This window comes from Janthinobacterium sp. 1_2014MBL_MicDiv (assembly GCF_001865675.1).
Lineage (GTDB): Bacteria > Pseudomonadota > Gammaproteobacteria > Burkholderiales > Burkholderiaceae_D > Janthinobacterium.
Window position 1 is genome coordinate 4,656,999 of the sequence record NZ_CP011319.1, and the last position, 23,302, is coordinate 4,680,300.

At 66.4% G+C, this 23,302-nt stretch carries 24 protein-coding genes; 15 read left to right on the plus strand and 9 right to left on the minus strand.

Going from position 1 to position 23,302, the window contains the following annotated elements:
• Positions 1–122 precede the first annotated feature (122 nt).
• The 4 genes from YQ44_RS20020 to YQ44_RS20035 all read left to right on the plus strand — a co-directional run bounded on the left by YQ44_RS20020 (position 123) and on the right by YQ44_RS20035 (position 3,593).
• Positions 123–1,142 carry a LacI family DNA-binding transcriptional regulator gene (locus tag YQ44_RS20020; RefSeq protein WP_071324878.1) on the plus strand — a complete coding sequence of 340 codons (1,020 nt, stop codon included), beginning with the start codon at positions 123–125 and terminating at the stop codon, positions 1,140–1,142.
• 330 nt (positions 1,143–1,472) lie between these two features.
• Positions 1,473–2,051, plus strand: coding sequence for a superoxide dismutase [Fe] (sodB, locus tag YQ44_RS20025; protein WP_071078930.1), 579 nt, complete (start codon positions 1,473–1,475; stop codon positions 2,049–2,051).
• A 222-nt stretch (positions 2,052–2,273) separates the two neighbouring features.
• On the plus strand, positions 2,274–2,645 hold the full coding sequence (locus YQ44_RS20030; protein WP_071324879.1) for a lysozyme inhibitor LprI family protein: 372 nt from the start codon (positions 2,274–2,276) through the stop codon (positions 2,643–2,645).
• A gap of 81 nt (positions 2,646–2,726) precedes the next feature.
• Positions 2,727–3,593 (plus strand): Kdo hydroxylase family protein, encoded by an 867-nt coding sequence (locus tag YQ44_RS20035; RefSeq protein ID WP_071324880.1) that lies wholly within the window; start codon positions 2,727–2,729, stop codon positions 3,591–3,593.
• 229 nt (positions 3,594–3,822) lie between these two features.
• On the opposite strand, the gene YQ44_RS20040 is transcribed toward YQ44_RS20035, so the two are convergent.
• Entirely contained in the window at positions 3,823–5,376 is a 1,554-nt protein-coding gene (locus tag YQ44_RS20040) for a CYTH and CHAD domain-containing protein (RefSeq protein WP_071324881.1), read from the minus strand.
• A gap of 121 nt (positions 5,377–5,497) precedes the next feature.
• On the opposite strand from YQ44_RS20040, the gene mgrA reads away from it, so the two are divergent.
• Together mgrA and YQ44_RS20050 are read left to right on the plus strand one after the other, a co-directional pair.
• Positions 5,498–6,538, plus strand: a complete 1,041-nt coding sequence (gene mgrA / locus YQ44_RS20045; RefSeq protein ID WP_071324882.1) for an L-glyceraldehyde 3-phosphate reductase — start codon at positions 5,498–5,500, stop codon at positions 6,536–6,538.
• Positions 6,539–6,619: 81 nt separating this feature from the next.
• Positions 6,620–7,102 (plus strand): hypothetical protein, encoded by a 483-nt coding sequence (locus YQ44_RS20050; protein WP_071324883.1) that lies wholly within the window; start codon positions 6,620–6,622, stop codon positions 7,100–7,102.
• Positions 7,103–7,172: 70 nt separating this feature from the next.
• Here YQ44_RS20050 and YQ44_RS20055 read toward each other — a convergent pair whose 3' ends face one another.
• The 3 genes from YQ44_RS20055 to YQ44_RS20065 all read right to left on the minus strand — a co-directional run bounded on the left by YQ44_RS20055 (position 7,173) and on the right by YQ44_RS20065 (position 8,561).
• Positions 7,173–7,637, minus strand: a complete 465-nt coding sequence (locus YQ44_RS20055) for a DUF2244 domain-containing protein (RefSeq protein ID WP_071324884.1) — start codon at positions 7,635–7,637, stop codon at positions 7,173–7,175.
• A gap of 161 nt (positions 7,638–7,798) precedes the next feature.
• Complete coding sequence (locus tag YQ44_RS20060; RefSeq protein WP_071326642.1) at positions 7,799–8,104, minus strand: hypothetical protein; 306 nt, start codon at positions 8,102–8,104, stop codon at positions 7,799–7,801.
• 127 nt (positions 8,105–8,231) lie between these two features.
• The gene (locus YQ44_RS20065) at positions 8,232–8,561 is read right to left on the minus strand and encodes a hypothetical protein (protein ID WP_071324885.1); all 330 of its coding nucleotides are present in this window, start codon (positions 8,559–8,561) and stop codon (positions 8,232–8,234) included.
• A gap of 285 nt (positions 8,562–8,846) precedes the next feature.
• Between YQ44_RS20065 and YQ44_RS29380 the strand changes: the two genes are divergently transcribed.
• The 6 genes from YQ44_RS29380 (at position 8,847) to YQ44_RS20095 (ending at position 14,571) form a co-directional block, all read left to right on the plus strand.
• Positions 8,847–9,164 (plus strand): DUF4148 domain-containing protein, encoded by a 318-nt coding sequence (locus tag YQ44_RS29380; protein ID WP_071324886.1) that lies wholly within the window; start codon positions 8,847–8,849, stop codon positions 9,162–9,164.
• A gap of 124 nt (positions 9,165–9,288) precedes the next feature.
• Positions 9,289–10,701, plus strand: a complete 1,413-nt coding sequence (locus tag YQ44_RS20075; RefSeq protein WP_071324887.1) for an efflux transporter outer membrane subunit — start codon at positions 9,289–9,291, stop codon at positions 10,699–10,701.
• Between the two features lie 64 nt (positions 10,702–10,765).
• Positions 10,766–11,272: a MarR family winged helix-turn-helix transcriptional regulator gene (locus YQ44_RS20080; RefSeq protein WP_071326643.1), complete on the plus strand. Its 507-nt coding sequence runs from the start codon at positions 10,766–10,768 to the stop codon at positions 11,270–11,272.
• 10 nt (positions 11,273–11,282) lie between these two features.
• A complete protein-coding gene (locus tag YQ44_RS20085) occupies positions 11,283–13,433 on the plus strand; it encodes an FUSC family protein (protein ID WP_071324888.1) in 2,151 nt (716 codons plus the stop codon).
• Positions 13,423–13,623 carry a DUF1656 domain-containing protein gene (locus YQ44_RS20090; protein ID WP_071324889.1) on the plus strand — a complete coding sequence of 67 codons (201 nt, stop codon included), beginning with the start codon at positions 13,423–13,425 and terminating at the stop codon, positions 13,621–13,623. Before YQ44_RS20085 ends, YQ44_RS20090 begins: the two co-directional genes overlap by 11 nt.
• 48 nt (positions 13,624–13,671) lie before the next feature.
• A complete protein-coding gene (locus tag YQ44_RS20095; protein ID WP_071324890.1) occupies positions 13,672–14,571 on the plus strand; it encodes an efflux RND transporter periplasmic adaptor subunit in 900 nt (299 codons plus the stop codon).
• Here the strand turns inward: YQ44_RS20095 and YQ44_RS20100 are convergent.
• The 4 genes from YQ44_RS20100 to YQ44_RS20115 all read right to left on the minus strand — a co-directional run bounded on the left by YQ44_RS20100 (position 14,568) and on the right by YQ44_RS20115 (position 18,020).
• Positions 14,568–15,314, minus strand: coding sequence for an SDR family oxidoreductase (locus YQ44_RS20100; RefSeq protein WP_071324891.1), 747 nt, complete (start codon positions 15,312–15,314; stop codon positions 14,568–14,570). The genes YQ44_RS20095 and YQ44_RS20100 overlap by 4 nt on opposite strands.
• Before the next feature lie 82 nt (positions 15,315–15,396).
• The gene (locus YQ44_RS20105) at positions 15,397–15,621 is read right to left on the minus strand and encodes a hypothetical protein (RefSeq protein WP_071324892.1); all 225 of its coding nucleotides are present in this window, start codon (positions 15,619–15,621) and stop codon (positions 15,397–15,399) included.
• Positions 15,622–15,634: 13 nt separating this feature from the next.
• Positions 15,635–16,306 (minus strand): thiol:disulfide interchange protein DsbA/DsbL, encoded by a 672-nt coding sequence (locus tag YQ44_RS20110; RefSeq protein WP_071324893.1) that lies wholly within the window; start codon positions 16,304–16,306, stop codon positions 15,635–15,637.
• A 157-nt stretch (positions 16,307–16,463) separates the two neighbouring features.
• Positions 16,464–18,020 carry a TonB-dependent receptor domain-containing protein gene (locus YQ44_RS20115; RefSeq protein ID WP_198043776.1) on the minus strand — a complete coding sequence of 519 codons (1,557 nt, stop codon included), beginning with the start codon at positions 18,018–18,020 and terminating at the stop codon, positions 16,464–16,466.
• A 246-nt stretch (positions 18,021–18,266) separates the two neighbouring features.
• Between YQ44_RS20115 and YQ44_RS20120 the strand changes: the two genes are divergently transcribed.
• Together YQ44_RS20120 and YQ44_RS20125 are read left to right on the plus strand one after the other, a co-directional pair.
• Positions 18,267–20,549: a M1 family metallopeptidase gene (locus tag YQ44_RS20120; protein WP_156894923.1), complete on the plus strand. Its 2,283-nt coding sequence runs from the start codon at positions 18,267–18,269 to the stop codon at positions 20,547–20,549.
• Positions 20,546–21,430: a hypothetical protein gene (locus YQ44_RS20125; protein WP_071324895.1), complete on the plus strand. Its 885-nt coding sequence runs from the start codon at positions 20,546–20,548 to the stop codon at positions 21,428–21,430. Before YQ44_RS20120 ends, YQ44_RS20125 begins: the two co-directional genes overlap by 4 nt.
• Here the strand turns inward: YQ44_RS20125 and YQ44_RS20130 are convergent, their stop codons facing one another.
• The gene (locus tag YQ44_RS20130) at positions 21,431–22,321 is read right to left on the minus strand and encodes a LysR family transcriptional regulator (RefSeq protein ID WP_071324896.1); all 891 of its coding nucleotides are present in this window, start codon (positions 22,319–22,321) and stop codon (positions 21,431–21,433) included.
• A gap of 114 nt (positions 22,322–22,435) precedes the next feature.
• Between YQ44_RS20130 and YQ44_RS20135 the strand changes: the two genes are divergently transcribed.
• Entirely contained in the window at positions 22,436–23,254 is an 819-nt protein-coding gene (locus YQ44_RS20135) for a DODA-type extradiol aromatic ring-opening family dioxygenase (RefSeq protein WP_071324897.1), read from the plus strand.
• The last annotated feature ends 48 nt before the right edge of the window (positions 23,255–23,302 follow it).

Consider the following 23,302-nt stretch of genomic DNA (forward strand, 5'->3'; position numbering starts at 1 on the left):
ACCTGCTCTGCCCTGCTCCGGCCTACCCTGGCCTGCAGCCTGATCGTCCGTTTATGGTAATCTTTCACTGAAAAGGTTTTCAGAGCACTGACAGCCAGCCATCTTGACACCCAGGAATCGCCTTGACCGATAGCGCCCACGCCGCCCCGCCCTCCACCCTGCTCGACGTCGCCCGCCAGGCAGGCGTGTCGCCCAGCACCGTCTCGCGCATCCTGAACGGCACGGCCAAGGTGTCCGACGACAAGCGCGACGCCGTGCTGGCCGCCATCGCGCACATGCGATTCGCGCCCAACCAGATGGCGCAGGGGCTGAAGAAAGGCCGCTCGATGACGATCGGCATCGTGGTGCAGGATATTTCCAGCCCCTTCTTCGACGAAAGCCTGCGCGGCGTCGACGATGGCTTGAAGGACACGGGCTATGCTTCCGTCATCGTCAGCGGCCACTGGAATGCGCTGGAAGAAGCGGACCGCATCCGCCTGCTGTTGGCGAGGAAAGTCGACGGCATCATTTTGCTGTCGGGGCGTATCTCGGATCAGAGCGTGCTCGACTTCTCGCAGCAGCGCCCCATCGTGTCGACGGGACGGCTGCTGGCGACGAAGAGCGCCATCGGTTTCAAGCTCGACAATGAATACGGCGCCTACCTGGCCGTGCGCCACTTGATCGAACTGGGCCACCGCCGCATCGCCTTCGTCGCCGGCCCCGCCAACAACACGGATGCGGCCGAGCGCCTGACGGGCTACCAGCGGGCGCTGCGCGAAGCCGATATCGCCATCGACCCGAAATTGACGGTGGAAGGCGATTTCCACGAAGCGAGCGGCATGCTGGCCATGAACCATTTGTTCGATACGCAGCAGCAATTCAGCGCCGTCTTCGCCGCCAACGACCTGTCCGCCTATGGCGTGCGCCTGTGCCTGTACCGCAAGGGCATCCGCGTGCCCGACGATATCTCGCTCGTGGGCTTCGATGACTTGCCCGGCTCGTCCTACACGACGCCGCCGCTGACCACCATCCACCAGCCGCTGTACGACATCGGCCGCATCGCCACGCAGGCGCTGCTGGGGCTGATCAATGGCGAATCCGTGCAGGCGGCCATTCCGCCGCTGGAACTCATCGTGCGTGAAACCACGCGCCGCATCCGCTAAGGATTGCGCCATGATCAACCTGCTGCGCGGCCCACGCTCGGGTCGGCGTTGCTCGCCGTGCTTTTCGTACAGCTGCGCGACTCGACCCGCTGGCGGGCTTGCTCGCGATGGTTTCTGCAGGCGCTGAAGCATCCCCATCCATCATTGTTTTCCTAAACGAGAATCACTACGCATGGCGACGCGGGCAATGCATGCCCGAATCTGCAGCAATGGCGCATCCGCTTTACAATAGTGGCTCGTTCAGCAAGAATGCTTGACTCAAGCACGCAAGGCTCAACCCTCCGGCCCCAGGCCGGTCGACTCCGAACACTCACCACAAAGGGACATCACATGGAACATACTCTGCCACCACTGCCATATGAAATGGACGCTCTGGCGCCGCATATTTCGAAAGAAACCCTGGAATACCACTATGCCAAGCATCACCAGGCGTATGTGACCAACTTGAACAACCTGATCAAGGGTACCGAGTTCGAGAACCTGTCGCTGGAAGAGATCATCAAGAAATCGTCGGGCGGCATCTTCAATAACGCGGCACAAGTGTGGAACCACACCTTCTACTGGAACGGCATGAAACCAGCCGGCGGCGGCGCACCTACCGGTGCCGTGGCTGACGCGATCAACGCGAAATGGTCGTCGTTCGACAAGTTCAAGGAAGAATTCACCAAGTCGTGCGTGGGCAACTTCGGTTCGGGCTGGACCTGGCTGGTGCAAAAAGCCGACGGTTCCGTCGACATCGTCAACACCTCGAACGCCGGCTGCCCGCTGACCACCGGCGACAAGCCGCTGCTGACCTGCGACGTGTGGGAACACGCCTACTACATCGACTACCGCAACCTGCGCGCCAAGTACGTGGAAACGTTCTGGGGCCTGGTCAACTGGGAATTCGTTGCCAAGAACTTCGCATAAGCGCGTTCCTGTCAACGTAAAACGGACACGCGCGAGCGTGTCCTGGAAAGAAGCCTGCGCTTGCGAGCGCGGGCTTTTTTTATGTCCACGTAGAAAGTACATGCCGACGGCGCACACTAGTCAAACGGACAAGATCGGCACGCAGGAATGTTATAAGATGCGCAAGCGCAGGCACCGCTTCGCCCACCCGCTCCAGCCTCATCCACTTGCTGAAAGAAAACAATGAAAAAATTCATGCTCGCCCTGCTCGTCCTTGCCTCCGGTTCCGCCCTGGCCAACTCGGCCTGCGATACGCCGCGCAACGACTTCGACGGTCTGTATTGCCTGAACAAGGTATACCAGGAAGCGGACAAGGAATTGAACGCCAACTACAAGAAACTCGCCGCCCAGCTCGATGCCAACGGCAAGCAAACCCTGAAATCGGGCCAGCTGGCATGGATAAGCAAACGTAACAATACGTGCTCGAAACGCGAATCATCGGGTTTCTATGTCAACCTCGATTGCGCCACCCAGACCACCATCGAACGCGCGCAATTCCTGCAGGACCGCGTGCGCGAATGCGTGAGCTCCGGCTGCCAGAACAGCAAACTGTGAGCTGACACTGCGCTAGCGCAAACGGGGCGGGCGGGATGGCACGTATACTGATGCCACCGATTCCTGCCCCGTCTTGCGTCCATGAGCCCACTTGTCGACGTTTCCCTCAACCGATGGGATGCCCGTTGCCCCGCCGCGCAGCAGGCTGCGACGAAACAGGCGCTCGAGGACGGGCACGTCGTCTGGCTGCCCGGCCTCGGCTTCGACTTGCGGCAAGAAGAGCATGCGCTGCTCGATGGCGCGACGGGCGGCGCCAAGAACATCAGCTGGGAGCCGCGGCGCGGCGTGCGCGGGCATGGCCCGGCACACGATGCGGCCCTGCTGGCGGCACTGATGCAGCGCTATGCGCGCCAGTCGCGCACCCTGCTGGCCAGCCTGCTGCCGGCCTACCTGCCGCATCTGCAGCAAGGCAGGAGCAGTTTTCGTCCCGTGGAAATCGCCGGACGCGCCACCTCCTGGCGCAAGGACGACACGCGCCTGCATGTCGACAGCTTTCCCGCCTCGCCCACGCAAGGCAGGCGCATCCTGCGCGTATTTAGCAACATTCATCCGCACGGCGCGCCGCGCGTGTGGAAACTCGGTGCGCCATTCGCGCAGGTGGCGCAGCGCTTCCTGCCCAGCGCCGCGCGGCCGTGGCCGGGTGCCGCCGCCCTGTTGCAATGCTTGCACATCACCAAGTCGCGGCGCACGCCCTACGACCACTACATGCTGCAGCTGCACGACGCCATGAAGGCCGATCTCGCTTACCAGGCGCAGGTGGAACAGCACATGCATGCGTTCGCGCCGGGCCAGACCTGGATCGTGTTTACGGATGTGGTATCGCACGCGGCCCTGCGCGGACAGCATGCGCTGGAGCAAACCTGGCTGCTGCCCGTCAAGGCCATGGCCGAACCAGGCAAATCGCCGCTGGCCATGCTCGAACGCCAGTTGAAACGCCCGCTGACGTAGGATCGTCTTGCCGGCAACTGCTGGCAATTGCTGGCAACGCGGCCGGAACGCGGACCGGGCGTCCAGCGGATGCGTGGCGAGCCACGCGATACGGCGGCAAGCCATGCGTGACGGCCAGTGCCCGCCCTGGCGGGCCCCCAACGGCGCAGACATGCATCTGGAAAGCATGGATCTGGAAGGCATGCATCTGGGCGCGGGATTCCCGGCCAGCCCATGCCGTCCGGCACGCTCACACGGGCAAGCGTATCGCCTTGAAGCGGCGCCAGGCCTTGTCCATGCGGCCATCCGCGCCCTGGGCCTGCGCGCGCGCCGCCAGATAGCCGCGGATGAAGGCCGCGTGCAGCCGCAATTGCGCATGGCCTGCCTGGCCATCGGGCAATTCCTGCAGCAGGCGGTCCGCCACCTGCACATCGTTGAGCCAGCCCAGTTCATCCTGCAGCGTGGACAGCCGCCCCACGTATGGCTTGACGGCGCTGGCAGCAAACAGCGAGGCAAAGAATTCCGTCGCATAGCGCGTCTTCTTGGCCGCGATGCGCACCTTGTGGCGCTGTTGCGGCGTGGCGTGCAGCAAGCGCCGGCCGCGCTTCATCAGGCGGCGCTGATCCTCGCGCAAGGTCTTGCGGGCAAAGGCCGGCACCTGCGCATCGAGCCGCTGCAACTGGCGCGGCGAGCTGCCGGCGCGCCAGTCGCGTGCCTGCAGCCAGCGCTGCAGCCCCAGCATCCATGCCGTGTAGCGCGGCGAGGTGACGGCCTGGGCCGCCTGCGCGTGACTGACGCGCGCCTGCTCGTGCGCCGCCTGCGCCAGCGCCGCCGCATCGACCGCCGCGTCGCCATCGAGCCGCGCCAGCGTATGGCCGGCCAGCACATCCCAGTCGCGCGCCTCGCCCAGGGCTCCGCCCAGCCAGTCGAGCTCGGTCTTCAAGGTATCGGGCAGGGCCAGCAGCGCCTTGAACATGCCCAGCGCCGAGCGCAGGCGGCGCAGCCCCACGCGCATCTGGTGCACGCTTTCCACATCCTCGCCCGCCGCCACGCCATCCTGGTTGCCGCTGACCTGTTCCAGGCAATTGTGGCAGATGGCGAGGAAAACCTGCTCCACCGTCATCGCCGCGTCCAGCGCCAGGGGCTGGGCCTTGACGGCGTGCAAGGGTTGCGCCACGGCCAGCCGGTAGCCGCGCTCCGCCTTGCTCATGTGGCCCAGCTGCAGCGGCACCTCGCGCAGCAATGCCAGCGCCACCTCGAACAGGCTGGATGCCTGGCCCTCTTTCAATTCCAGTTCGATCTCGCTGACGGGCACGCTGCGCACGGCGCCATCCGCACCGCTCTCGATGACGCCCTGGTCGAGCACGCATTCGATCTGGTCGCCCTGCGGCGTGCTCAGCTGCCACACGCTGCGTTCGATGCGCGTGGTAAAGACCGGCCGCAAGCCATCGCGGATCGCCTCCTGGCGCAGCAGCGCGCGGATCGGCTGCTTGCGGCCGATGGCCGCATCGAGGGCGTCAAGATCGGGTACCGGGCCCGCGACTTCGCCTTCCCACTCATGGCGGCTGTGCAAGCCGCCGCTGGCGCTGCCGCCCGCCTTCAGCGTCTGCAGCCAGCGCCCCGCCACCTGGCGCACGCGCAAGCCCGCCTGGTGGCGGCACAATTGCAGGTCGGGCGTATCGACATAGATATCGTGCAGGTGCAACACCTGCGCCTGTCCCTGCGCCGACTGCGCCAGCAGCGGGTGCGCGCGCAGCCGGGGCGCATCGTCTGGCGCCAGCAGCAATTTCAATTCGACTTCCATGACCACTCCTCGCGAGACTACCGAACGTTTATTGTAAGGCGCGTCCGGCCGCGCGCAAGGGCCGCACACGCACACCTTGATTTTGCGCGAAAATAGGCGATTCATTTATCCAGGAGATGCCATGACCTACCACGCCGCCGAAAACCGTTATGACAGCATGCAATACCGCACCTGCGGGCGCAGCGGGTTGAAACTGCCGCTGCTGTCGCTGGGCCTGTGGCACAACTTTGGCGACAGCAACAGCCTGGCTTCGCAGCGCGACATGCTGCGCACGGCCTTCGACCTGGGCATCACGCATTTCGACCTGGCCAACAATTACGGGCCGCCGTATGGCAGCGCGGAAAGCAATTTCGGCAAGCTGCTGCGCGACGATTTCCTGCCCTACCGCGATGAGCTGATCATTTCCACCAAGGCGGGCTGGGACATGTGGCCGGGCCCGTACGGCCAGGGCGGCGGTTCGCGCAAATACGTGCTGGCCAGCCTGGACCAGAGCCTGCGGCGCCTGGGCCTCGACTACGTCGACATCTTTTACTCGCACCGCTACGACGCCGACACGCCGCTGGAGGAAACCATGGGCGCGCTGGCCACCGCCGTGCAGCAGGGCAAGGCGCTGTACGTGGGCCTGTCCTCGTATTCCCCGCAAAAGACGGCCGAGGCGGCAGCCCTGCTGAAAGAATGGAAGGTGCCGTGTCTGATCCACCAGCCGGCCTACAACATGCTCAACCGCTGGATCGAGGAAGACGGCTTGCTCGACACCCTGCAGGCGCAAGGCATGGGCTGCATCACGTTTACGGCGCTGGCGCAGGGCTTGCTCAGCGACAAATACCTCGATGGCGTGCCGCAGGATGCGCGCGTCAACCGCCCCGGCGGCGGTTCGCTGATGCAGAAGCACCTGAGCGCGGAAAACCTGGCCCGCGTGCGCGCGCTGAACCAGATCGCCGCGCAGCGGGGCCAGACCCTGGCGCAGATGGCGCTGGCCTGGGTGCTGCGCGATGCGCGCGTCACCTCGACCCTGATCGGCGCGAGCAGCAGCGCGCAAATCCGCGAAAACGTGGCGGCGCTGCAGCAGCTGACGTTCACGGCCGATGAACTGGCGGCCATCGACGTGCAGGCGCGCGAAGGCCATATCAACCTGTGGGAAGGCCCGTCGCGCGCCACCTGATCTGTCCCGTCGCCCGGCGCTTGTGGCGGCGGCAGCCAGACATTACACTGCCGGCTCCACAAGACAGCGCCACAAGGTCCCATGAAAGCTTTCCCCGCCCTCTCCCTCTGCCTGCTGCTCTGCGCGGCCAACGCCCGCGCGGCCAATTATTGCGACTCGCCGCGCTGGTCGATCGTGCATAACAAGAGCTACGACGAGGTCATGAAGATCGCCACGCAGCGCGACAAGATCCGCGACGCCGAATGCAGTTTTACCGACGTGATCCTCAGAATCCAGAACGAGGAAGCGGGCATCGGGCGCTATCCGGGCATCCTGCTCATCGCCGACGCGCAGGACGAACGCTTCGTCGTCACCAGCCGCGTCGGCGCCTACACCATCTTCAGCTACCGCTATAACGACAAGCGCCTGTTGCAGTTTGCCATGAAGGATCACAGCTGGGAGGAAGGCGAGGCATTCCAGGCGGGCGCCTACAAGATTACCGGCGTCAAGGAATTCAAGACCATCACGGGCTTCCCTGCCCAATTGCTGGTGGTCCAGACCTTCCAGTTTTACGGCCCGAAATAAATCCACGACTAGGACCACGACGAAGGCCGCCACGCATCCCGCCGCGCGCCTGGCGCGTGCAGCGTCCCCATCAGGATCCCAAACGCGGCAGCAGCGCGCAGAGCTCGTGCGCGACCTGCAGGCGCCGCTCGGGCGTGGCCAGGGCGCCCACGTCGACCTCGGTCATGCCGTCGCCGATGCGGATCAGCTGGCGCGGCCCCTGCGGCACCACAACACGCGCGCGCCACGGCGCAAAGCTGCTGCGCCGGCACCGGCCGGCGCTGACCTGCTCGACGACGAGCAAGCCGTCGCGCAGGGCAATCTGCTCGTAATCGCGCGCATGGCGCAGGTAGTACAGCAGGGCCAGGGCCACCAGGCTCAGTTCGGCAAATGAAAAGACGGGGATATACCAGTAGCCGCGCAGCGCGAAGCCGGCGGCGATGGCCGTGGAAAACAGGCACAGCAAGGCATAGGCGCGCAGCAGCTGGCGCGCCGTCAAGGCACTGTGGCGCGCAAACCGCCATTGCGGCTGTTCGCGCGAACTATCGCGTGGCATGGCGCCTCCCGCAACATCGCATCGGCCCTCACAGGCACCGGACAAGCCCATCCTGCCGCCCGGCGCGCCCAGTGAGCGCGCGCGACCAGCAACACCGCCCCCCGCGCCCGGTCATCACGGCCGTCACGGCCACGGCAGGCGCGCAGCGCGCTACGCTAGACTCAGCTGCCCAGGTGCACGAGCGCGTGACCGAGGTGCTGCCACCAGTGGTCGCGCGACTTGACCTGTTTCAGGCAAGCCGTGTCGATTTCCGCCGGGAACACGCGATCCTGGCATACCCCCGTCTGCAGGGCATAGCGCTGGTTTTCCGCGGCCGTCAGGGCCACGCCCAGCCAGAACGCCAGTGCCAGCAAGATCACCAGCAAGCTCCAGGCCAGGTGATTGGTCTGGCTCTTCTCGCCAACGAACTCGCGGGGCCGCGTCTCGCGGTACATCGACATCAAGTCTTTTTCTTTGTCTTCCGACATGTGCATGTGCATCCTGTGACATCCTATCCTGTGCCGGCCGGCTGGCCATGGCGGCACGCTGGCCGCCCTGCCATCATTTTACGCTGATGGCGCCGGGGCGGCGGCAATTCGCGGCACAGGCCAGCCATCACGGCCGCGGCGCGGGCGCCTGCCGCGCTCCCGCATCGTCCTCGTTGCCGTCGGCCGGCTGCACGGGCGCCACGCTTTCCACATGGTCGACATCGATATCGCCGCCATCGGGCGCCGTGTTTTGCGGCTCGACGCCGGCCCGCTCGCCCGTGCCGGCCGCATCGCTGTCGCTGTCGAGCGCATCCGCGTCCTGCCCTGGCACGCCCTGCATGTCGCTGCCGCTGTCGGAACTGTCGCTGGGGCCGAGGGCGCCCTTGCCATGGCCGCTGCCCAGCACGCGGTCGGCAGTGACGGGCAAATGATCGGGATCCAGAGAACTGCTGCTCATGGCTGACTCCTGTTAATAAAAAGTCAGCTTACTCCGCTGGCCCGGGCAATGGCGCACGCCTGCCCACCCGTTTCCCCCTGGGAAATGCGGCGTCGCACAAATATTTTCAGAAATTACTTCACAAATGTACTATTCATTGCTATAGTTAATTCAAGTAAGCAGCTTCTCACCCAGAAATGCTTCATTGACGACACCAAGCCCACACCGCGAGGTGCCGTCAAACCGACCGGTACGTGGCGAGCCGGCCCATCCACCCAGCCATCATGCACATATTGGAGTCTTATCATGCAAGCCAAATCACTGATCGCGGCATTATTCGCCATCACCACCGCCACCTCGGCTTTCGCGCAAAGCGCCGCGCCGGCCACCACCGGCCAGCAACTGACGCGCGCCGATGTCACGGCTGAATACATCCGTGCCCGCAACGCCGGCGAAATCGCCACCAGCGAAGCCGATTATCCGAAAACGCCTGCCACCGCCGCCAGCAACGTGACGCGCGAGCAAGTCATGGCCGAGTTCTACGCCGCCCGCAAGGCTGGCCAGATCCCGCAAACGGAAGCGGATTTCGACGTCGCGCAAACCAGCAAGCACGTCGTCAAATAAGAAACCAGTCAGCCGGTTTCAGTAGCACAACTCAGTTGCGGCGCAGCACCCGGGCCACTCCCGGCGCTCACCGCGGCGAGCTGTCAGCAATCCCCCCAACACTATCCCGTCCCGGAGTCCTCGCATGTCCCTGCACCGCCGCCTGCTTGCCGCCAGCCTGACCCTTGCCTTGAGCGCTTGCGCCGACATGGGCCATATCGCGCCGCAATCGGCCATGCTCGACGCCAATGCGCTGCAGGCCAGCCAGGCCATGGACGCTGCCGCCAGCGCCGCCATCGCATGGCCGCGCGCGCAATGGTGGCAAGACTTGCAAGACCCCCAATTGAACCGCCTGATGGAGCAGGCGCTGGCCGACAGCCCCACCCTGCGCGGCGCCCAGGCGCGCGTGCGCCAGGCCGAGGCACTGGCCGGCGCGGCCGAAGACAAGACGCGCCCGCAGGCGGACGCGTCCGTCTCCATCAACCGCGAACTGTATTCGCAGCACGGCAGCACGCCGGCGCCGCTGGCCGGCAATTACGCCTGGCGCAACCAGGCCACCGTCACGGCCTCGTACGACCTGGACCTGTGGGGCCGCAACCGCGAAGCGCTGGCCGCCGCCCTCGGCGACGTGCAGATGGCGTCGGCCGAGTCGCAGATGGCCCGCCTGGCGCTGGAAACGGCGCTGGTGCGCACCTACATCCAGCTGTCGTATGAATTCACGGTGCAGGACGTGATCGGGCGCAGCCTGGCGCAGCGCGCGCGCATCCTCGACATCACGCGCCAGCGCAAGGCCGCCGGCATCGGCACCGACATCGACGTGGCGCAGATCGAAACCACCCTGCCGGCCGGACGGCGCCAGCTGGAGCAGGCGGCCGAATCGCTGGCCCTGCTGCGCAACCAGCTGGCGGCCCTGGCGGGCAAGGGCCCGGCGGCCGGCGCGGCGCTGGCGCGGCCCACCCTGCGCCTGGACCGTCCGCTGGCCATTCCGCAAGCCCTGCCAGCCGACCTGATCGGCCGCCGGCCCGACATCGCCGCCCAGCGCTGGCGCGTGGAAGCGGCGGCGCGCCGCATCGACGTGGCCAAGGCCGAGTTTTACCCGAACGTCAACCTGGTGGCGTTTGCCGGCTTCCAGGCCTTTGGCTTCAGCCATTTCCTCGACGCCAATTCGCAGATCCGCGGCGCCTCGCCCGCGCTGAGCCTGCCCATCTTCGCCGGCGCCCGCCTGCGCGCCCAGCTGGGCAGCCAGACGGCCGTGTACGACGGCGCCGTCGAGCAGTACAACGCCACCGTCGTCAACGCCATGTCGGACGTGGCCAACGCCGTCACGAAAGCGCAGTCGCTGGAAAAGCAGAACCGGCTGACCGTGCAGGCGCTGGCCACGGCGCAGCGCGCACGCGACCTGGCGGAAAAGGCCTACAAGGCGGGCATGAGCGACGCCATCAACATGCTCAACACGCAAGTGGCGCTGCTGGCGGAAGAGCAGCAGCAGGCGCAGAATGGGGCGCGCGAACTCGATCTGTACGTTTCCTTGATGAATGCACTGGGAGGCGGCATCTAGACTCGCGTTGCCATAGCCCAACAAGATACAATCGGAGCTTTACTGACACATGAAGGAATACGACATGACCGCTTTTGACGCCACCTCCAAGCGGCTGCAAAATATCCGCACGCGCATGCCAGGCTTCCCCATGGAACTGATGCGCCTGTTGCGTATGACGTACCACATCCAGAAAGGCATGAAGGACCTGACCAATGCCGCGCTGAAAAAGCACGACCTGGTCGATGCCAGCTACATGGTGCTGGCCGTGCTGTACGGCACGGACGACGAAACCTCGAACGCCTGCACGCTGGGCATGGCCTGCCATGAAAAGCCGGCCAACCTGACGCGCGTGTGCAACGACCTGGAAACGCGCGGCCTGATCCATCGCGGCACGCGCCCCGGCGACCGCCGCTCGGTGATGATTTCGCTGACCGACAAGGGCCGCGCCCTGATCGAAACGGCGCTGCCGGACGTCTACCAGGAAACCTCGGCCCTGTACGAAGGCTTCACGCCGGAAGAATTGCAAGTGCTCGACAAGCTGTACGTGCGCCAGTTGCGCAACCTCAACAATCTCAACAACCAGAACTGATAGCCTATCGATGACGCCAGCCACCACACCTACATACGGCCCCCTGTCGCGGGCGGCCCACTGGCTGGCGCTGGCGCTGCAAGACTGGCGCAAGACGGAAGGCGAACGCTGGATTTACGTCGGCAAGACCCTGATCGCCGCCTTCTGCGCGCTGTGGCTGGCCTACCGCCTGGGCCTCGATTCGCCCAGCACGGCGATGACCACCACCATCATCCTGGCCCTGCCCAGCAGCGGCATGGTGCTGGAAAAAAGCTTTTACCGCCTGTGCGGCACCCTGCTCGGCTGCACGGCCGCGCTGACCCTAATCGGCCTGTTCCCGCAGCAGCCGGTGCTGCTGTTCGCCGGCCTGGCCCTGTGGGTGGGCCTGTGCACGAGCGGCTCGGCGCTGCACCGCAACGCCCAATCGTATGTGTATGTGCTGGCCGGCTACACGGCCTGCATGATCGTGCTGCCCGCCATCGAACAGCCGACGCAGGTGTTCGCGCTGGCCGTCACGCGCGTGGCCGAAGTGGGCCTGGGCATCATCTGCTCGGCGGCCGTCTCCAGCGTGCTGCTGCCGCGCCACCAGGGCACGCAGGTGATGCGCACGGTGCAGGCGCGCTACGGCAAATTCCTCACCTTCTGCCAGGACGTGCTGCAGCAAAAGCTCACGCCGGCGCAGGTGGAACTGACGCACCTGCAGTTTGCCGCCGACGTGGCGGCGCTGGAACTGGGCCGCTCGGCCGCCCTGTTCGAAGTCACGAGCGCCGTCGGCCACGCGCGCGCGCAGAACCGCAAGCTGCACGCCTTCAACGCCACCTTCATGACGGCGCTGACCACCTTCTATACCTTCCACCGCCTGTTCGACCGCCTGCAGCGCGATGGCGAGACGCAGGTCATGCAGGCGTGCGCGCCGCTGTACGCCATCGTCGCCGAGGCGCTGCAGGCGACGCCGTCGCAAGGCTCGCTCGACACCATGCAGCAGCACCTGCAAACGGCCCTGGCGCAGGCGCGCATGGACATCGACGGTGCGCCCATCGCGCATGCGCAGCGCATCGACTTCGACACCGTGTGCGAGCTGCTCGAGCGCTTCGCGCGCGACATCAGCCGCTTTCACGAAGTGTATTTCAGCCTGGCCCACGACACGCCGCTGGAAGTGAGCACGCCGCAGGCGTATGCGCCGAAGACGCCGCCCGGCCTGGTGATCGCCAGCGGCGCGCGCGCCGGCATCAGCCTGGCCCTGCTGGCCCTGGGCGCGTATTTCCTCGCCTGGCCCTACGCCAGCACGGCGATGCTGATGGCGGCCGTGTTCTGCGCGCTGGCCTCGTCCTCGCCGCGCCCCATCATGATGGTGCGCCAGGTGCTGACGGGCTTTCTGATCGCCATGCCGCTGTCGCTCGTCTGCGTGTACTTCGTGCTGGTGCACGGCGACGGCTTCCCCATGCTGGTGCTCAGTTTTGCGCCTTTCCTCGCCGTCGGCCTGTACCTGATGACCAATCCCGCCAAGCTGGGCGTGGGCCTGGGCGTGTCGACCTTCGTCACGCAGATGGCGCCGACCAACCTGATGCACGTCGATGGCGCCGCCTTCCTGAACACGGGCATGGCGCTGATCGTGGGCCTGATGCTGGCCGCCCTCGTGTTTGCCGTGCTGCTGCCCGAGCACACGATGGGCCACAGGGACCATGTCGGCCCGGCCCTGTGGCGCGAAGCGCTGCATGCGTGCACGGCGCCGGCGCGCCGCGTGAAGCACCGCTTCGACAACCGCGTGCGCGACCTGCTCAGCCAGCTCAATGCGGCGGCCGGCCCGGCGCCGGGCGAGGCCACGCGCGCCGTCGTGCGCCAGGCATTGACGCTGCTGGAAATCGGCCACTCCGTGATCGAATTGCGCGAACTGATCGCCAGCGCCCGCCCGGGCGCCACGCGCCACGCGCTGCAGCAATGCGTGGACCACATCGCCAGCTGGCTGCGCACGCGCGGCGACGCGCAGCTGCAGGCGGCGCTGGCGGCCACCCTGCAGGCGGGCGCCGTGGTGCGCACGGCGCAGAAGGAGACCGCGGCCGAAGCCGGCGCGACACAAGAACGCGGCGCGCGCCTGCAGACGGCGCTGGCCGACCTGCACTCGATCTACACCTCATTACTCGACCACATGGCGCCTGGCGCCGGAGACCACCATGCCGCGTGAATTCGCCCTGTTCGGAATTCTGATTCCCACCCTGCTGCCCCTGTTCCTCCTCAGCATCGGCCTGCAAACCCTGCTCGACCGCGTGCTGGGCTGGCTCGGCGTGTACCGCATGGTGTGGCACCCGTCGCTGGCGCGGCTGTGCATCTTCATCGCCATCTTCGGCGCGCTGGCTTTATCGCTTTACAAATAACGCTCGAATAAAAAAAATGTTCAATCTGATCAAGGAAGGGGTGCCGACATGGTAACCAAACTGACCCGCTATGCAATCACGCTGCTGCTGCTGGCCGCGGCGCTCTGGATCGGCAAGACCGTGTGGGACCGCTACATGGAGTCGCCGTGGACGCGCGACGGCCGCATCAAGGCCGACATCGTCAACATCAGCGCCGACGTGGCCGGCACCGTCACGGAGGTGCTGGTGCGCGACAACCAGGTGGTGCAGAAGGGCGATATCCTGTTTGTCGTCGACAAGGAACGCTATGCGAGCGCGCTGGCGCAGGCCGACGCCGTGCTGGCCGCGCAAAGGACGGAGCAGGGCCGCCGCGGCAAGGAAGCGCAGCGCCGCGCCGGGCTTGACGCCAGCATCATTTCCACGGAAAGCCGCGAAAGCGCGGCCTTTGCCGCCAGCTCCGCCTCGTCGCAGGTGCAGGCCGCGCTGGCCGCCCGCGCGCTGGCGCAGCTGAACCTGGAGCGCACCACCGTGCGCGCCCCCGTCAGCGGCTACGTGACCAACCTGAACGTGCACAAGGGCGATTTCGCCGCCGTCGGCGCGGCCAAGCTGGCCGTCATCGACAGCGCCTCGTACTATGTAGTCGGCTACTTCGAAGAGACCAAGCTGGGCATGCTGGCGCAGGACGACAGGGCGGAAATGAATCTGATGAGCGGCGGCACCCTGCACGGCCACATCGAAAGCATCGCGCGCGGCATCACCGACCGCGACGCCGCCACGGGCCGGGAACTGCTGGCCGACGTCAACCCCACGTTCAACTGGGTGCGCCTGGCGCAGCGCGTGCCCGTGCGCATCCACATCGACGAGCAGCCCAAGGGGCAATTGCTGGTGGCCGGCACCACCTGCACCGTCGTCATCACGCCCCATTCGGCGCCGGCCAGCACCGCGCCAGCCGCACCGCACAAGGCTTAACGGCCGCCGGCCACGTCGAGGATGCTGCCCGTGACGTAGCTGGCGCCCGGGCCCAGCAGGTACAGGATGGCGTCGGCAATTTCCTCCGGCTGGCCGCCGCGCTGCATCGGCACGCTCGACTCCAGGCGCGCCACCCTGCCCGGCTCGCCGCCCGAGGCGTGGATCTCCGTATAGATGATGCCGGGGCGAACGCCGTTGACGCGGATGCCCTCGGCCGCCACCTCCTTCGCCAGGCCGATGGTCAGCGTGTCGACGGCGCCCTTCGAGGCCGCGTAATCGATGTATTCGCCCGCCGAACCGATGCGCGCCGCCGCCGACGAGACATTCACGATGCGCCCGCCCTGCCCGCCCGATGCCGTCGACATGCGGCGCACGGCCTGCTGGCAGCACAAAAAGTAACTGATCACATTGGTGCGCAGCACGCGCTCCAGGCGCTGCACGGAAATATCGGCGAGCCGGCATTTCTGCTCCAGCACGCCGACATTGTTGACCAGCGCCGTCAAGGTTCCCAGCCGCGCATCGACTTCGGCAAACAGGCGCTCCACGTCGGCCTCGTCGCTGACGTCGGCCTGCACGGCGATGGCCTCGCCCCCGTCAGCGGCGATGCGCGCGCACAGCGCCTCGGCCGCCTGCGCATCGCGCACATAGTTGACGCACACGGCGTAGCCCTGGCGCGCCGCCAGCAAGGCCGTCGCCGCGCCGATGCCGCGGCTGCTGCCCGTAATCAGTATCACTTCCTTCATCGTCCCTCCCGGATGGTTGTATCCCCATCATACGCGGACGAAAAAAAACCCGCGCGTGGCGGGTTTTTCGACGAGGCTGCGGTCAAGGGCGGAAATGCGTCATGGCGTAGGACAGGTGCTGCCACCAATGCTCGCGCGTCTGCACGCTGGCCAGGCACTTCGCATCGACCTCGTTCTTGAACGCCGGGTCCACGCACGCCTTGCTGGCCAGCGCATTGCGCTGGTTTTCCACGTTGACGACGGCCAGCGCCAGCCAGGCCACGAGGGCGACGGCCAGCACGCAAAGAGTCCATGGCAGCTGTTTCATGACGATCTCCGGTTTACTTCTTCGCTGGCGCGGGAGCGCGCTCTTTCAGGGTGCGCGCCACCAGCTCATCCATCACGCGCAGGGTCGCCGCCTGGGTCTGCGGCTCGGACTGGCCCGGACGCGACAGCAGCGATGGCGACGTCACGAAGCGGCCATCGATGACGATGGTCGGCGCGCTGTCGATCTTGCTGGCGGCGATCAGCTGCTCGTTGCGTTTCAGCTTGGTCTGCACGCCGAACGAATTGAACATTTCCAGGTACTTGGCCTTGTCGATGCCGTTCTTCACCAGCAGGTCGAGGATGGCGTCATCGCGATTCAGGCGATTGCGCTCGACGTGGATGGCGCGGAAGATCTTGTCGTGGAACTGGTCCAGCTGGCCCATCGCCTCCAGGGTGGCGTAGGCATGCGCCTGCGGATCCTTCGGGCCGGAGAAGGCCAGGTGGATGCGGCGGAAGGCGATCTTGTCGCCCTGCTTCTTGACCCAGTCGTGCATCAGCGGGTCGAGCGCGTAGCAATGCGGGCACGAGTACATGAAATACTCGACCACTTCCACCTTCTTGCCCGTGTCCGTACGCACCGGCGTGGACAGCGTGGTGAAGCCGGTATCGGCCGCCATGGCGCCGCCGGTGGCCGCCACCAGGGTGACAGCGGCGAGCAGGGGACGCAAGAAACGCAGAAAACGCATAATAATCCTTCATGATAGTGGTCGAGAACGAGGCGAGATTACCACTTTTTGCGCCATCCATTGAACATCGGGCATAAAAAAGGCGCGTTTCCCCGCCCTGTTTGCGCCCGATTAAGCCTGCCTTAAGCGCTGGCGCCGCCCCATCCCCGCATGCGCTTCAAAAATGGTAGCGCGCCGACACGCGCAGCTGGCGCGCATCGTTCTGGTAAATGCTCGAGCGGCAGCCGGGCGCATCGCCGTAATGGCGGCGGTTGGCCAGGTTGCTGCCGGCCAGCTCCAGCTCCCAGGCACCCAGCTTGCGCGCATAGCGGGCGTCCAGCGTGGCGAAGGCGGGCACGCGCGCCAGGCAGCTGTTGTCGAAGTCGTGGCCATAGCGCAGCGCGCGCAGCCACTGCACGCCCGCGTCGGCGCTGGCGCCGCCCTGCCCCGTCCAGTACAGGCGCAAGGTGGCCAGGGTCTTGGGCACGAGCGCGATATCCGGCCCCGTATAGGCGTAGTCGTCATAGCGCGCGTGCACCTGCCGCACCTGCCCGTCGAGGCGCCAGTCGCGCGCCAGGGCCACGCTGGCTTCGATGGCGATGCCGTCGCGCCGCGAAGGATCGAGGTTGCCGGCAAAGCCCAGCTGGCCCAGGCTCTGGTCGAAGACGATCTGGTTGTTCAGGCGTTCGCTGAAAACGCGCACGGAGGCACTGCGCGCCGCGTCGCCAAAGGTGGCGCCCACTTCCACCTCGCGTCGCAACTGGCCCGCCAGCGGGCGGTAGCCGGCGCTTGTGTAGCCATCGTCATCGATGCGGTAGCTGCGCGCGGCCTTGGCGTAGACGCTGATCTGGGGGCGCAGCAGGAAACTGCCCTGCAAATCCCACGCGTTCTGGTTTTCCCAGTCGCTGCCGCCGGCCGGCATATCGGCCGGGTCGAGCTGGAACTGTTCGTGCCGCAGCCCCAACAGCAGGCGCGGCGCATGCGGACCGCCAAAGGCCAGCTCCTCGCGCAGCAGCAGCGCGCGCGAATGCTGGCGCCGCCGCGCATCGCCGTCGCGGCCCAGCAGCGCGCTGCCCGAGCGCCGCTCCCACTGCATCAGGTCCAGGCCCAGTTCCGTATCCGTGCCGATGCCGCCCACCTTGCCGTAATGGCGCATGCGGGGCGACAACTGGCGCCGGCGGCTGCTGTACGACGACTCGCTGCTGCCGTCCTCGCCCGCATACACGGCCGTGGCGCGCTTTTCCCGCTGCGACAGCTCCACGCCCAGTTCGACATTGCCCACATAGCGCTGCACGAAGGCGCTGGCGCGCCGCACGTCGTAGCGGTAGCGGTCTTCGGGACGCGCCGCCAGCAGGGCCAGGTAGGGCGCATCGGGCGCCGGATAGCGCGTTTCCTGGTCCTGCCGGTCGGCGCTGAAGCCGAAGCGCCCGTGCCGCACCTTCCATTCCGCGCCGCCGCTGAAGCCGCGCTGGTGAAACACGCTGCCGTCGCGGTAATTGCCGTTGCGCTGCTCGTCGAGCGTCGCGTCGAGCGACATGCCGCCCTGGTCGCGCGACAGCGCGCCGCGCACGCTGTGCTGGCCGCCCTGCGCCAGCTCGGCGGAAAAGTCGCCATGCGTGACGCCGGCCGCGCCGCCATCCAGCGGCAGGCCTTCCTGCGCGCACGCCGGCATGGCCAGGGCGCACAGCAGCAGGCTGCGCGTGGCGATGGTCAGGGCGAAGGAGACAGGCATCATGGCGAAAGGCTTGAAGGCGTCACTGCGGCGCGGGCGCACGCTAGTAGGGCGGAAGGGACGGCAAAAGCGAATCATTATACGCACGGTATGCATCGTCGCAAGCGGCGGCCCGGCGGTGCTTTCCTCCAGTCAATATTTTATTGGTAATTTGGCATTTTTGTGGGTATATTAAGGTGCGCCCGCCATCCTGGGCGCAACCGACTGCATTTGAAAATCAACAATAAGAAGTCATTGTAGGAGTTACGCATGGAAAGTCGTAGCATCACGCGCCGGGGGCCGCCAAGTCCCCGCGGCACGCGCCGCAGCATTGGTTTTTTCCCCATCTCGGGCAAGCTCAAGGCCCTCTCCATCACCGCCCTGCTGCTGGCCGGCATGGCCCTGCAGGCGGACCTGTTCGCCCAGCCGGGCAAGGGCGGTCCGGCCGCCGTGCCGCTGGCGCCGCCGGCCGACGGCATCGCGCTCGCCTCGCCGCACGCGGCCGCTGTCGCCACGCCCAGCGCCAGCAACGCCTGGGGCGGCGCGCGCACCGGCGCGCAAGCGACCCTGTCGGACCGCGTCGTCGACTACCAGATCGAAGCGACGCTCGATCCCGTCAAGCACACGATCGACGGCCAGCAGAAACTGCGCTGGCGCAACCGCAGCGCGCAAGCCGTCAGCAGCGTCTACCTGCACCTGTACCTGAACGCCTTCGAGGGCGAGCATTCGACCTTCTTCACCGAGAAGCGCAAGCTCGACACGGGCTTCCGCTCGGGCGTCGACACGCGCGACGGCGAGTGGGGCTATATCGAACTGCGCAGCATGACGCAGAACGGCGCCAAGGCGCCCTGGCATTTCGTCCAGCCCGACAACGGCCCCGCCACCGACCGCACCGTGGTGCGCGTCGACTTGCCGCAGGCCGTCGCGCCGGGCGCCGAGACGACGCTCGACATCCGCTTCTTCGACCAGCTGCCGCGCGTCATCGCGCGCACCGGCTATTTCGACAGCTTCCACCTGGTGGGCCAGTGGTTCCCCAAGATCGCCGTGCTGGAACTGCCCGGCGAGCGGGGCGCCACCGCGCCGCGCTGGAACGCGCATGAATTCCACCTGAACTCGGAGTTCTACGCCGATTTCGGCCACTACGACGTGAAGCTGACGGTGCCCAAGGAATACACGGTGGGCGCCACGGGCGAACTGCAAGGCGCGCCGCAGGAAAAGAACGGCATGCTCACGCACCACTATGTGCAGGGCGACGTGCACGATTTCGCCTGGACGGCCGACAAGCGCAGCGCGCAGCCCCTGCTGGGCAGCTGGAGCGGCCCGGGCAGCCCGCCGGTGGCCATCAAGGTGCTGTACCCGCCCGAGTACGCGTCCAACGCGGCGCCCGCGCTGCAGGCGGCCAAGGATTCGCTCACCTACTTCTCGCGCACCCTGGGCCCGTATCCGTACAAGACCCTGACGGTGGTGATTCCGCCGTTTAACGCGGCCGAAGCGGGCGGCATGGAGTACCCGACCTTCATCACGGCCTCGAGCTACGCCAACCTGCAGCCGAAGACCATTCCCGAATTCGGCCTCGATTTCGTCACCATCCATGAATTCGGCCATGGCTATTTCTATGGCATCCTGGCCTCGAACGAATTCGAGGAACCGATTCTCGACGAAGGCTTGAACGAGTACTGGGACCAGCGCATGCTGCGCGCGCGCGGCCAGGACATCCACGCCACCACGCCCCTGCTCAAGCGCCTGGGCTTCGATCCCGTCTTCAAGGTCTTCGAATTCGAGCGCCTCGCCGCACCGCGCCAGGATGCGGCCGACCCGCTGGGCCAGAACGCCTGGGATCGCCTGCAGGGCGTCGGCCCCGTCTACAGCCGCACGGCCGTCACCATGCGCGACCTCGAAGCGCGCATCGGCAGCGAAGCCATGGAACGGGGCTTCAAAGCCTATTACGAACAGTGGAAATTCCGCCACCCCAGCGTGGCCGACCTGCGCGAGGCGCTGGCCGAAGCGACGGGCCAGCGGCGCATCGTGGAGCAGGTCTTCGCGCAGCAAGTCTATGCCAGCGCGAACATCGACGACCGCATCGGCAGCTTCACCAGCGAGGAGCAGACGCCGCTGGCCGGCCTGGCGCTGGTGAACGGCAAGCGCGTGGAACGCACGCCCGAGGCGCTGGAAAAGGAAGAGGAAAAAGTGCGCGAGGCGTGGGACAAGGCGCATCCTGACGCCAAGCCCGGCACGGGACCCTATCCCTACCTGACCAGCGTGGTCGTGCGCCGCCGTGGCGCGCCCGTGCCGCAGGTGCTGCTGGTGAAATTCGCCGACGGCACTTCCGAACGCGTGGTCTGGGATAACGACCAGCTGTGGCAGCGCTACACCTGGACCAAGCCCGTGAAGGCCGTCTCGGCCGAGCTGGACCCCGACCGCGTGCACTACCTCGACGTCAACAAGCTCGATGACAGCCGCACCTTGAAGGCCGACAAGTCCGCCGCGCGGCGCTGGAGCTTCGACATCGCTGCCGCCTTCCAATACCTCCTTTCCCTGATTGCCATCGTATGAGCGCCACTTCCACGACCCGGGCCAGCGGCCTGACCCTGACCACGCGCGCCAGCCGCGCCGCCCTGCAATGGCGCTTGCTGCTGCTGTGGGCCGGACTGCTGCTGATCCCCGCCATCGTCGCCGTCATTCCCGTCTGGCGCACCCTGAGCGCCAGCCTCGACAATGCCGTGCATGCGGCGGCGCTGGCGCACAAGCTCGACCTGATGACCCTGGCCGACCTGGTGGCCAATGCCAACCGCAACGGGGCTGCCATCGGCCAGGCCGCCATCGCCGGCATCATCCTGACCCTGCTGCTGTCGCCGCTGCTGAGCGGCCTGGTGGTGACGGCCGCGCGCGCGCCCACGCCGCCCCGCTTCGGTCCCCTGCTGACGGGCGCTTTCAGCGAATACGGCCGCATGCTGCGCATGCTGCTGTGGAGCATCGTGCCGCTGGGCGTGGCGCTGGCCATCGGCGCCGGCGCGCTGAAACTGGCCGACAAGCACGCGGCGCAAGCCATCCTGGAAGCCGACGCCGACCTGGTGCGTCACCTGGCCCTGCTGCTCACGGGCCTGCTGTTCCTGCTGGCCTGCATCACCGTCGATGCCGGCCGCGCGGCCCTGGCTGTCGACAAACGCCGCACCTCGGCCGTCAAGGCGTGGTGGCGGGGACTGGGCATGCTGCGCCAGCGTCCGCTGGCCTGCCTGGCCATCTATCTCGTCATCACCTTGCTGGGACTGGCGCTGTATGCGCTGCTGGGCGTGGCGCGCCTGAACCTGGCCGCGCCCGGCCCGCTGGTCATCGTGGCCGGCTGGCTGCTGACGCAGCTGGCGGTGCTGGTGCTGGCGTGGATGCGCAGCGCGCGCCTGTTCGCGCTGATCGACGTGAAACGCTCGCAAGCGTAGTCAGTGACCGAGGCGCCCTTCATCGGCAAGAAAGTCGATGAAGGTGCGCACTTTCGACGACAGGTAGCGGCGGCTCGTGTAGACGGCATACACGCTGCCGCCCGCCAGCCGGTAACCGTCGAAGAGGCGCTCCAGCCGCCCGGCCGCCAGGTCGGCATCCGTCTGCCACGACGGCAGCAGGGCGATACCCATGCCGTCGAGCGCGGCCGCATGCAGCAGGCTTTCGTTATTGCATTGCAGGACGGGCGAGAACTTCACCGTTTCGCGTCCCTGCGGCCCGTCGAAGGCCAGTTCATTTCCGTTCGATAACAAGGAATAGCTGATCATGGCGTGCTGCGCCAGGTCCTGCGGCGCCTGCAGCCGGCCCGCGCGCGCCAGGTAGGCCGGTGCGGCCACCAGGTGAAAGGCGATGCTGCCGATGGGCCGCGCGATCAGGGCCAGCGACGGTGCCTGGCTCACGCGCAGGGCCAGGTCGAAGCCCTCCTCCACCAGGTTCACCACGCGCCCGCTCAAGTCGATGTCGAACGTGACTTCCGGAAAGCGCTCGCGATAGGCCGCGAGGGTGCGCGTGAAGATGGCGTTGGCGAACCAGACGGGCGCGCTCAGGCGCAGCATGCCGCGCGGCACCACCGTCGTGCGGCCCACGGTCGCTTCCACCTCGTCGAGATTGTCGAGCATGTCGCGGCATTGCTCGAAATACACCTTGCCGATTTCCGTCAGGCTCAGGTGGCGGCTGCTGCGGTTCAGCAGGCGCGCGCCCAGGTGGCGTTCCAGGTGCATCACGTGCTTGCTGACCATGGCCGGCGACAGGTCCAGGCGTTCGCTGGCGCGCACAAAACTGTCCAGCTCCACGACGGCGCGAAACACGCGCATGCTGCGCAAGGTATCCATGACGGTCCAATCATCAACAAATTGGAAATGATATATCAATAATAGCGATCTTGATCAACTGACCGCGCATGACTATCATCGTTCCATCATCAGCCATTCCACTCAGGAGCCGCCATGCAAGAGCACACCTTCCCCACCTATTTCCTGTCGCACGGCGGCGGCCCCTGGCCGTTCATGAAAGAGCAGTTCGGCGGCCGCTACGACGTGCTCGAAGCGTCGCTGCAAGACATCCCGCGCCAGGTCGGCGCGCGCCCCAAGGCCGTGCTGGTCGTTACGGCGCACTGGGAAGGGCCGCAATTTCTCGTCTCGGCCAGCCCGCGCCCGGGCATGATCTACGATTATTCGGGCTTTCCGCCGCACACCTACCAGATCCAGTACCCGGCGCCCGGCGCGCCGGAACTGGCGGCGCAAGTGAAACAGTTGCTGGACGGGGCCGGCCATCCGGCGCGCCTCGACCACGAGCGGGGTTTCGACCATGGCACTTTCAGCGCCCTGTTCCCCATCTATCCGCAGGCGGACATGCCGCTGGTGCAGCTGTCGCTGAAACACGGCTACGATCCGCTCACGCACGTCGAGGTGGGCCGCGCGCTGGCCAGCCTGCGCCGCCAGGGCGTGCTGATACTCGGCAGTGGCCTCAGTTACCATAACCTGCGCCAGTTCGGCCAGGCAGGCGCCGTCGCCTCGCACCAGTTCGACGCCTGGCTGCGCCAGACCATGGCCTTGCCGCCGCAGCAGCGGCTGGCACAGTTGCTGGCCTGGGACCAGGCGCCGGGCGCGCGCCAGGCCCATCCGCAGGAAGACCATCTGCTGCCCCTGATGGTGGCGCTGGGCGCGGCCGAACAGGAAGCGGCGCACGTGGCCTACCACGAGGAGGATTTCTTTGGAGCATTAGCTGTCACCAGCTTCCGCTTCGGGGAAGGCGCCGCCGCATAAAAAAAGCGCCGCGACATTCCTGTCGCGGCGCTTTTTGCATGCTGAGGC

What these genes read in the sequence shown, in the direction of transcription:
- YQ44_RS20090 (WP_071324889.1), top strand. Translation starts at nt 13,423, where the DNA reads ATGCCGCGTGAATTCGCCCTGTTCGGAATTCTGATTCCCACCCTGCTG.
- YQ44_RS20085 (WP_071324888.1), top strand. Translation starts at nt 11,283, where the DNA reads ATGACGCCAGCCACCACACCTACATACGGCCCCCTGTCGCGGGCGGCC.
- YQ44_RS20040 (WP_071324881.1), bottom strand. Translation starts at nt 5,376, where the DNA reads ATGGAAGTCGAATTGAAATTGCTGCTGGCGCCAGACGATGCGCCCCGG.
- YQ44_RS20055 (WP_071324884.1), bottom strand. Translation starts at nt 7,637, where the DNA reads ATGCCACGCGATAGTTCGCGCGAACAGCCGCAATGGCGGTTTGCGCGC.
- YQ44_RS20035 (WP_071324880.1), top strand. Translation starts at nt 2,727, where the DNA reads ATGAGCCCACTTGTCGACGTTTCCCTCAACCGATGGGATGCCCGTTGC.
- YQ44_RS20075 (WP_071324887.1), top strand. Translation starts at nt 9,289, where the DNA reads ATGTCCCTGCACCGCCGCCTGCTTGCCGCCAGCCTGACCCTTGCCTTG.
- YQ44_RS20115 (WP_198043776.1), bottom strand. Translation starts at nt 18,020, where the DNA reads ATGATGCCTGTCTCCTTCGCCCTGACCATCGCCACGCGCAGCCTGCTG.
- YQ44_RS20050 (WP_071324883.1), top strand. Translation starts at nt 6,620, where the DNA reads ATGAAAGCTTTCCCCGCCCTCTCCCTCTGCCTGCTGCTCTGCGCGGCC.
- YQ44_RS20095 (WP_071324890.1), top strand. Translation starts at nt 13,672, where the DNA reads ATGGTAACCAAACTGACCCGCTATGCAATCACGCTGCTGCTGCTGGCC.
- YQ44_RS20110 (WP_071324893.1), bottom strand. Translation starts at nt 16,306, where the DNA reads ATGCGTTTTCTGCGTTTCTTGCGTCCCCTGCTCGCCGCTGTCACCCTG.
- YQ44_RS29380 (WP_071324886.1), top strand. Translation starts at nt 8,847, where the DNA reads ATGCAAGCCAAATCACTGATCGCGGCATTATTCGCCATCACCACCGCC.
- YQ44_RS20065 (WP_071324885.1), bottom strand. Translation starts at nt 8,561, where the DNA reads ATGAGCAGCAGTTCTCTGGATCCCGATCATTTGCCCGTCACTGCCGAC.
- YQ44_RS20060 (WP_071326642.1), bottom strand. Translation starts at nt 8,104, where the DNA reads ATGTCGGAAGACAAAGAAAAAGACTTGATGTCGATGTACCGCGAGACG.
- YQ44_RS20125 (WP_071324895.1), top strand. Translation starts at nt 20,546, where the DNA reads ATGAGCGCCACTTCCACGACCCGGGCCAGCGGCCTGACCCTGACCACG.
- YQ44_RS20080 (WP_071326643.1), top strand. Translation starts at nt 10,766, where the DNA reads ATGACCGCTTTTGACGCCACCTCCAAGCGGCTGCAAAATATCCGCACG.
- YQ44_RS20135 (WP_071324897.1), top strand. Translation starts at nt 22,436, where the DNA reads ATGCAAGAGCACACCTTCCCCACCTATTTCCTGTCGCACGGCGGCGGC.
- sodB (WP_071078930.1), top strand. Translation starts at nt 1,473, where the DNA reads ATGGAACATACTCTGCCACCACTGCCATATGAAATGGACGCTCTGGCG.
- mgrA (WP_071324882.1), top strand. Translation starts at nt 5,498, where the DNA reads ATGACCTACCACGCCGCCGAAAACCGTTATGACAGCATGCAATACCGC.
- YQ44_RS20030 (WP_071324879.1), top strand. Translation starts at nt 2,274, where the DNA reads ATGAAAAAATTCATGCTCGCCCTGCTCGTCCTTGCCTCCGGTTCCGCC.
- YQ44_RS20120 (WP_156894923.1), top strand. Translation starts at nt 18,267, where the DNA reads ATGGAAAGTCGTAGCATCACGCGCCGGGGGCCGCCAAGTCCCCGCGGC.
- YQ44_RS20105 (WP_071324892.1), bottom strand. Translation starts at nt 15,621, where the DNA reads ATGAAACAGCTGCCATGGACTCTTTGCGTGCTGGCCGTCGCCCTCGTG.
- YQ44_RS20130 (WP_071324896.1), bottom strand. Translation starts at nt 22,321, where the DNA reads ATGGATACCTTGCGCAGCATGCGCGTGTTTCGCGCCGTCGTGGAGCTG.
- YQ44_RS20100 (WP_071324891.1), bottom strand. Translation starts at nt 15,314, where the DNA reads ATGAAGGAAGTGATACTGATTACGGGCAGCAGCCGCGGCATCGGCGCG.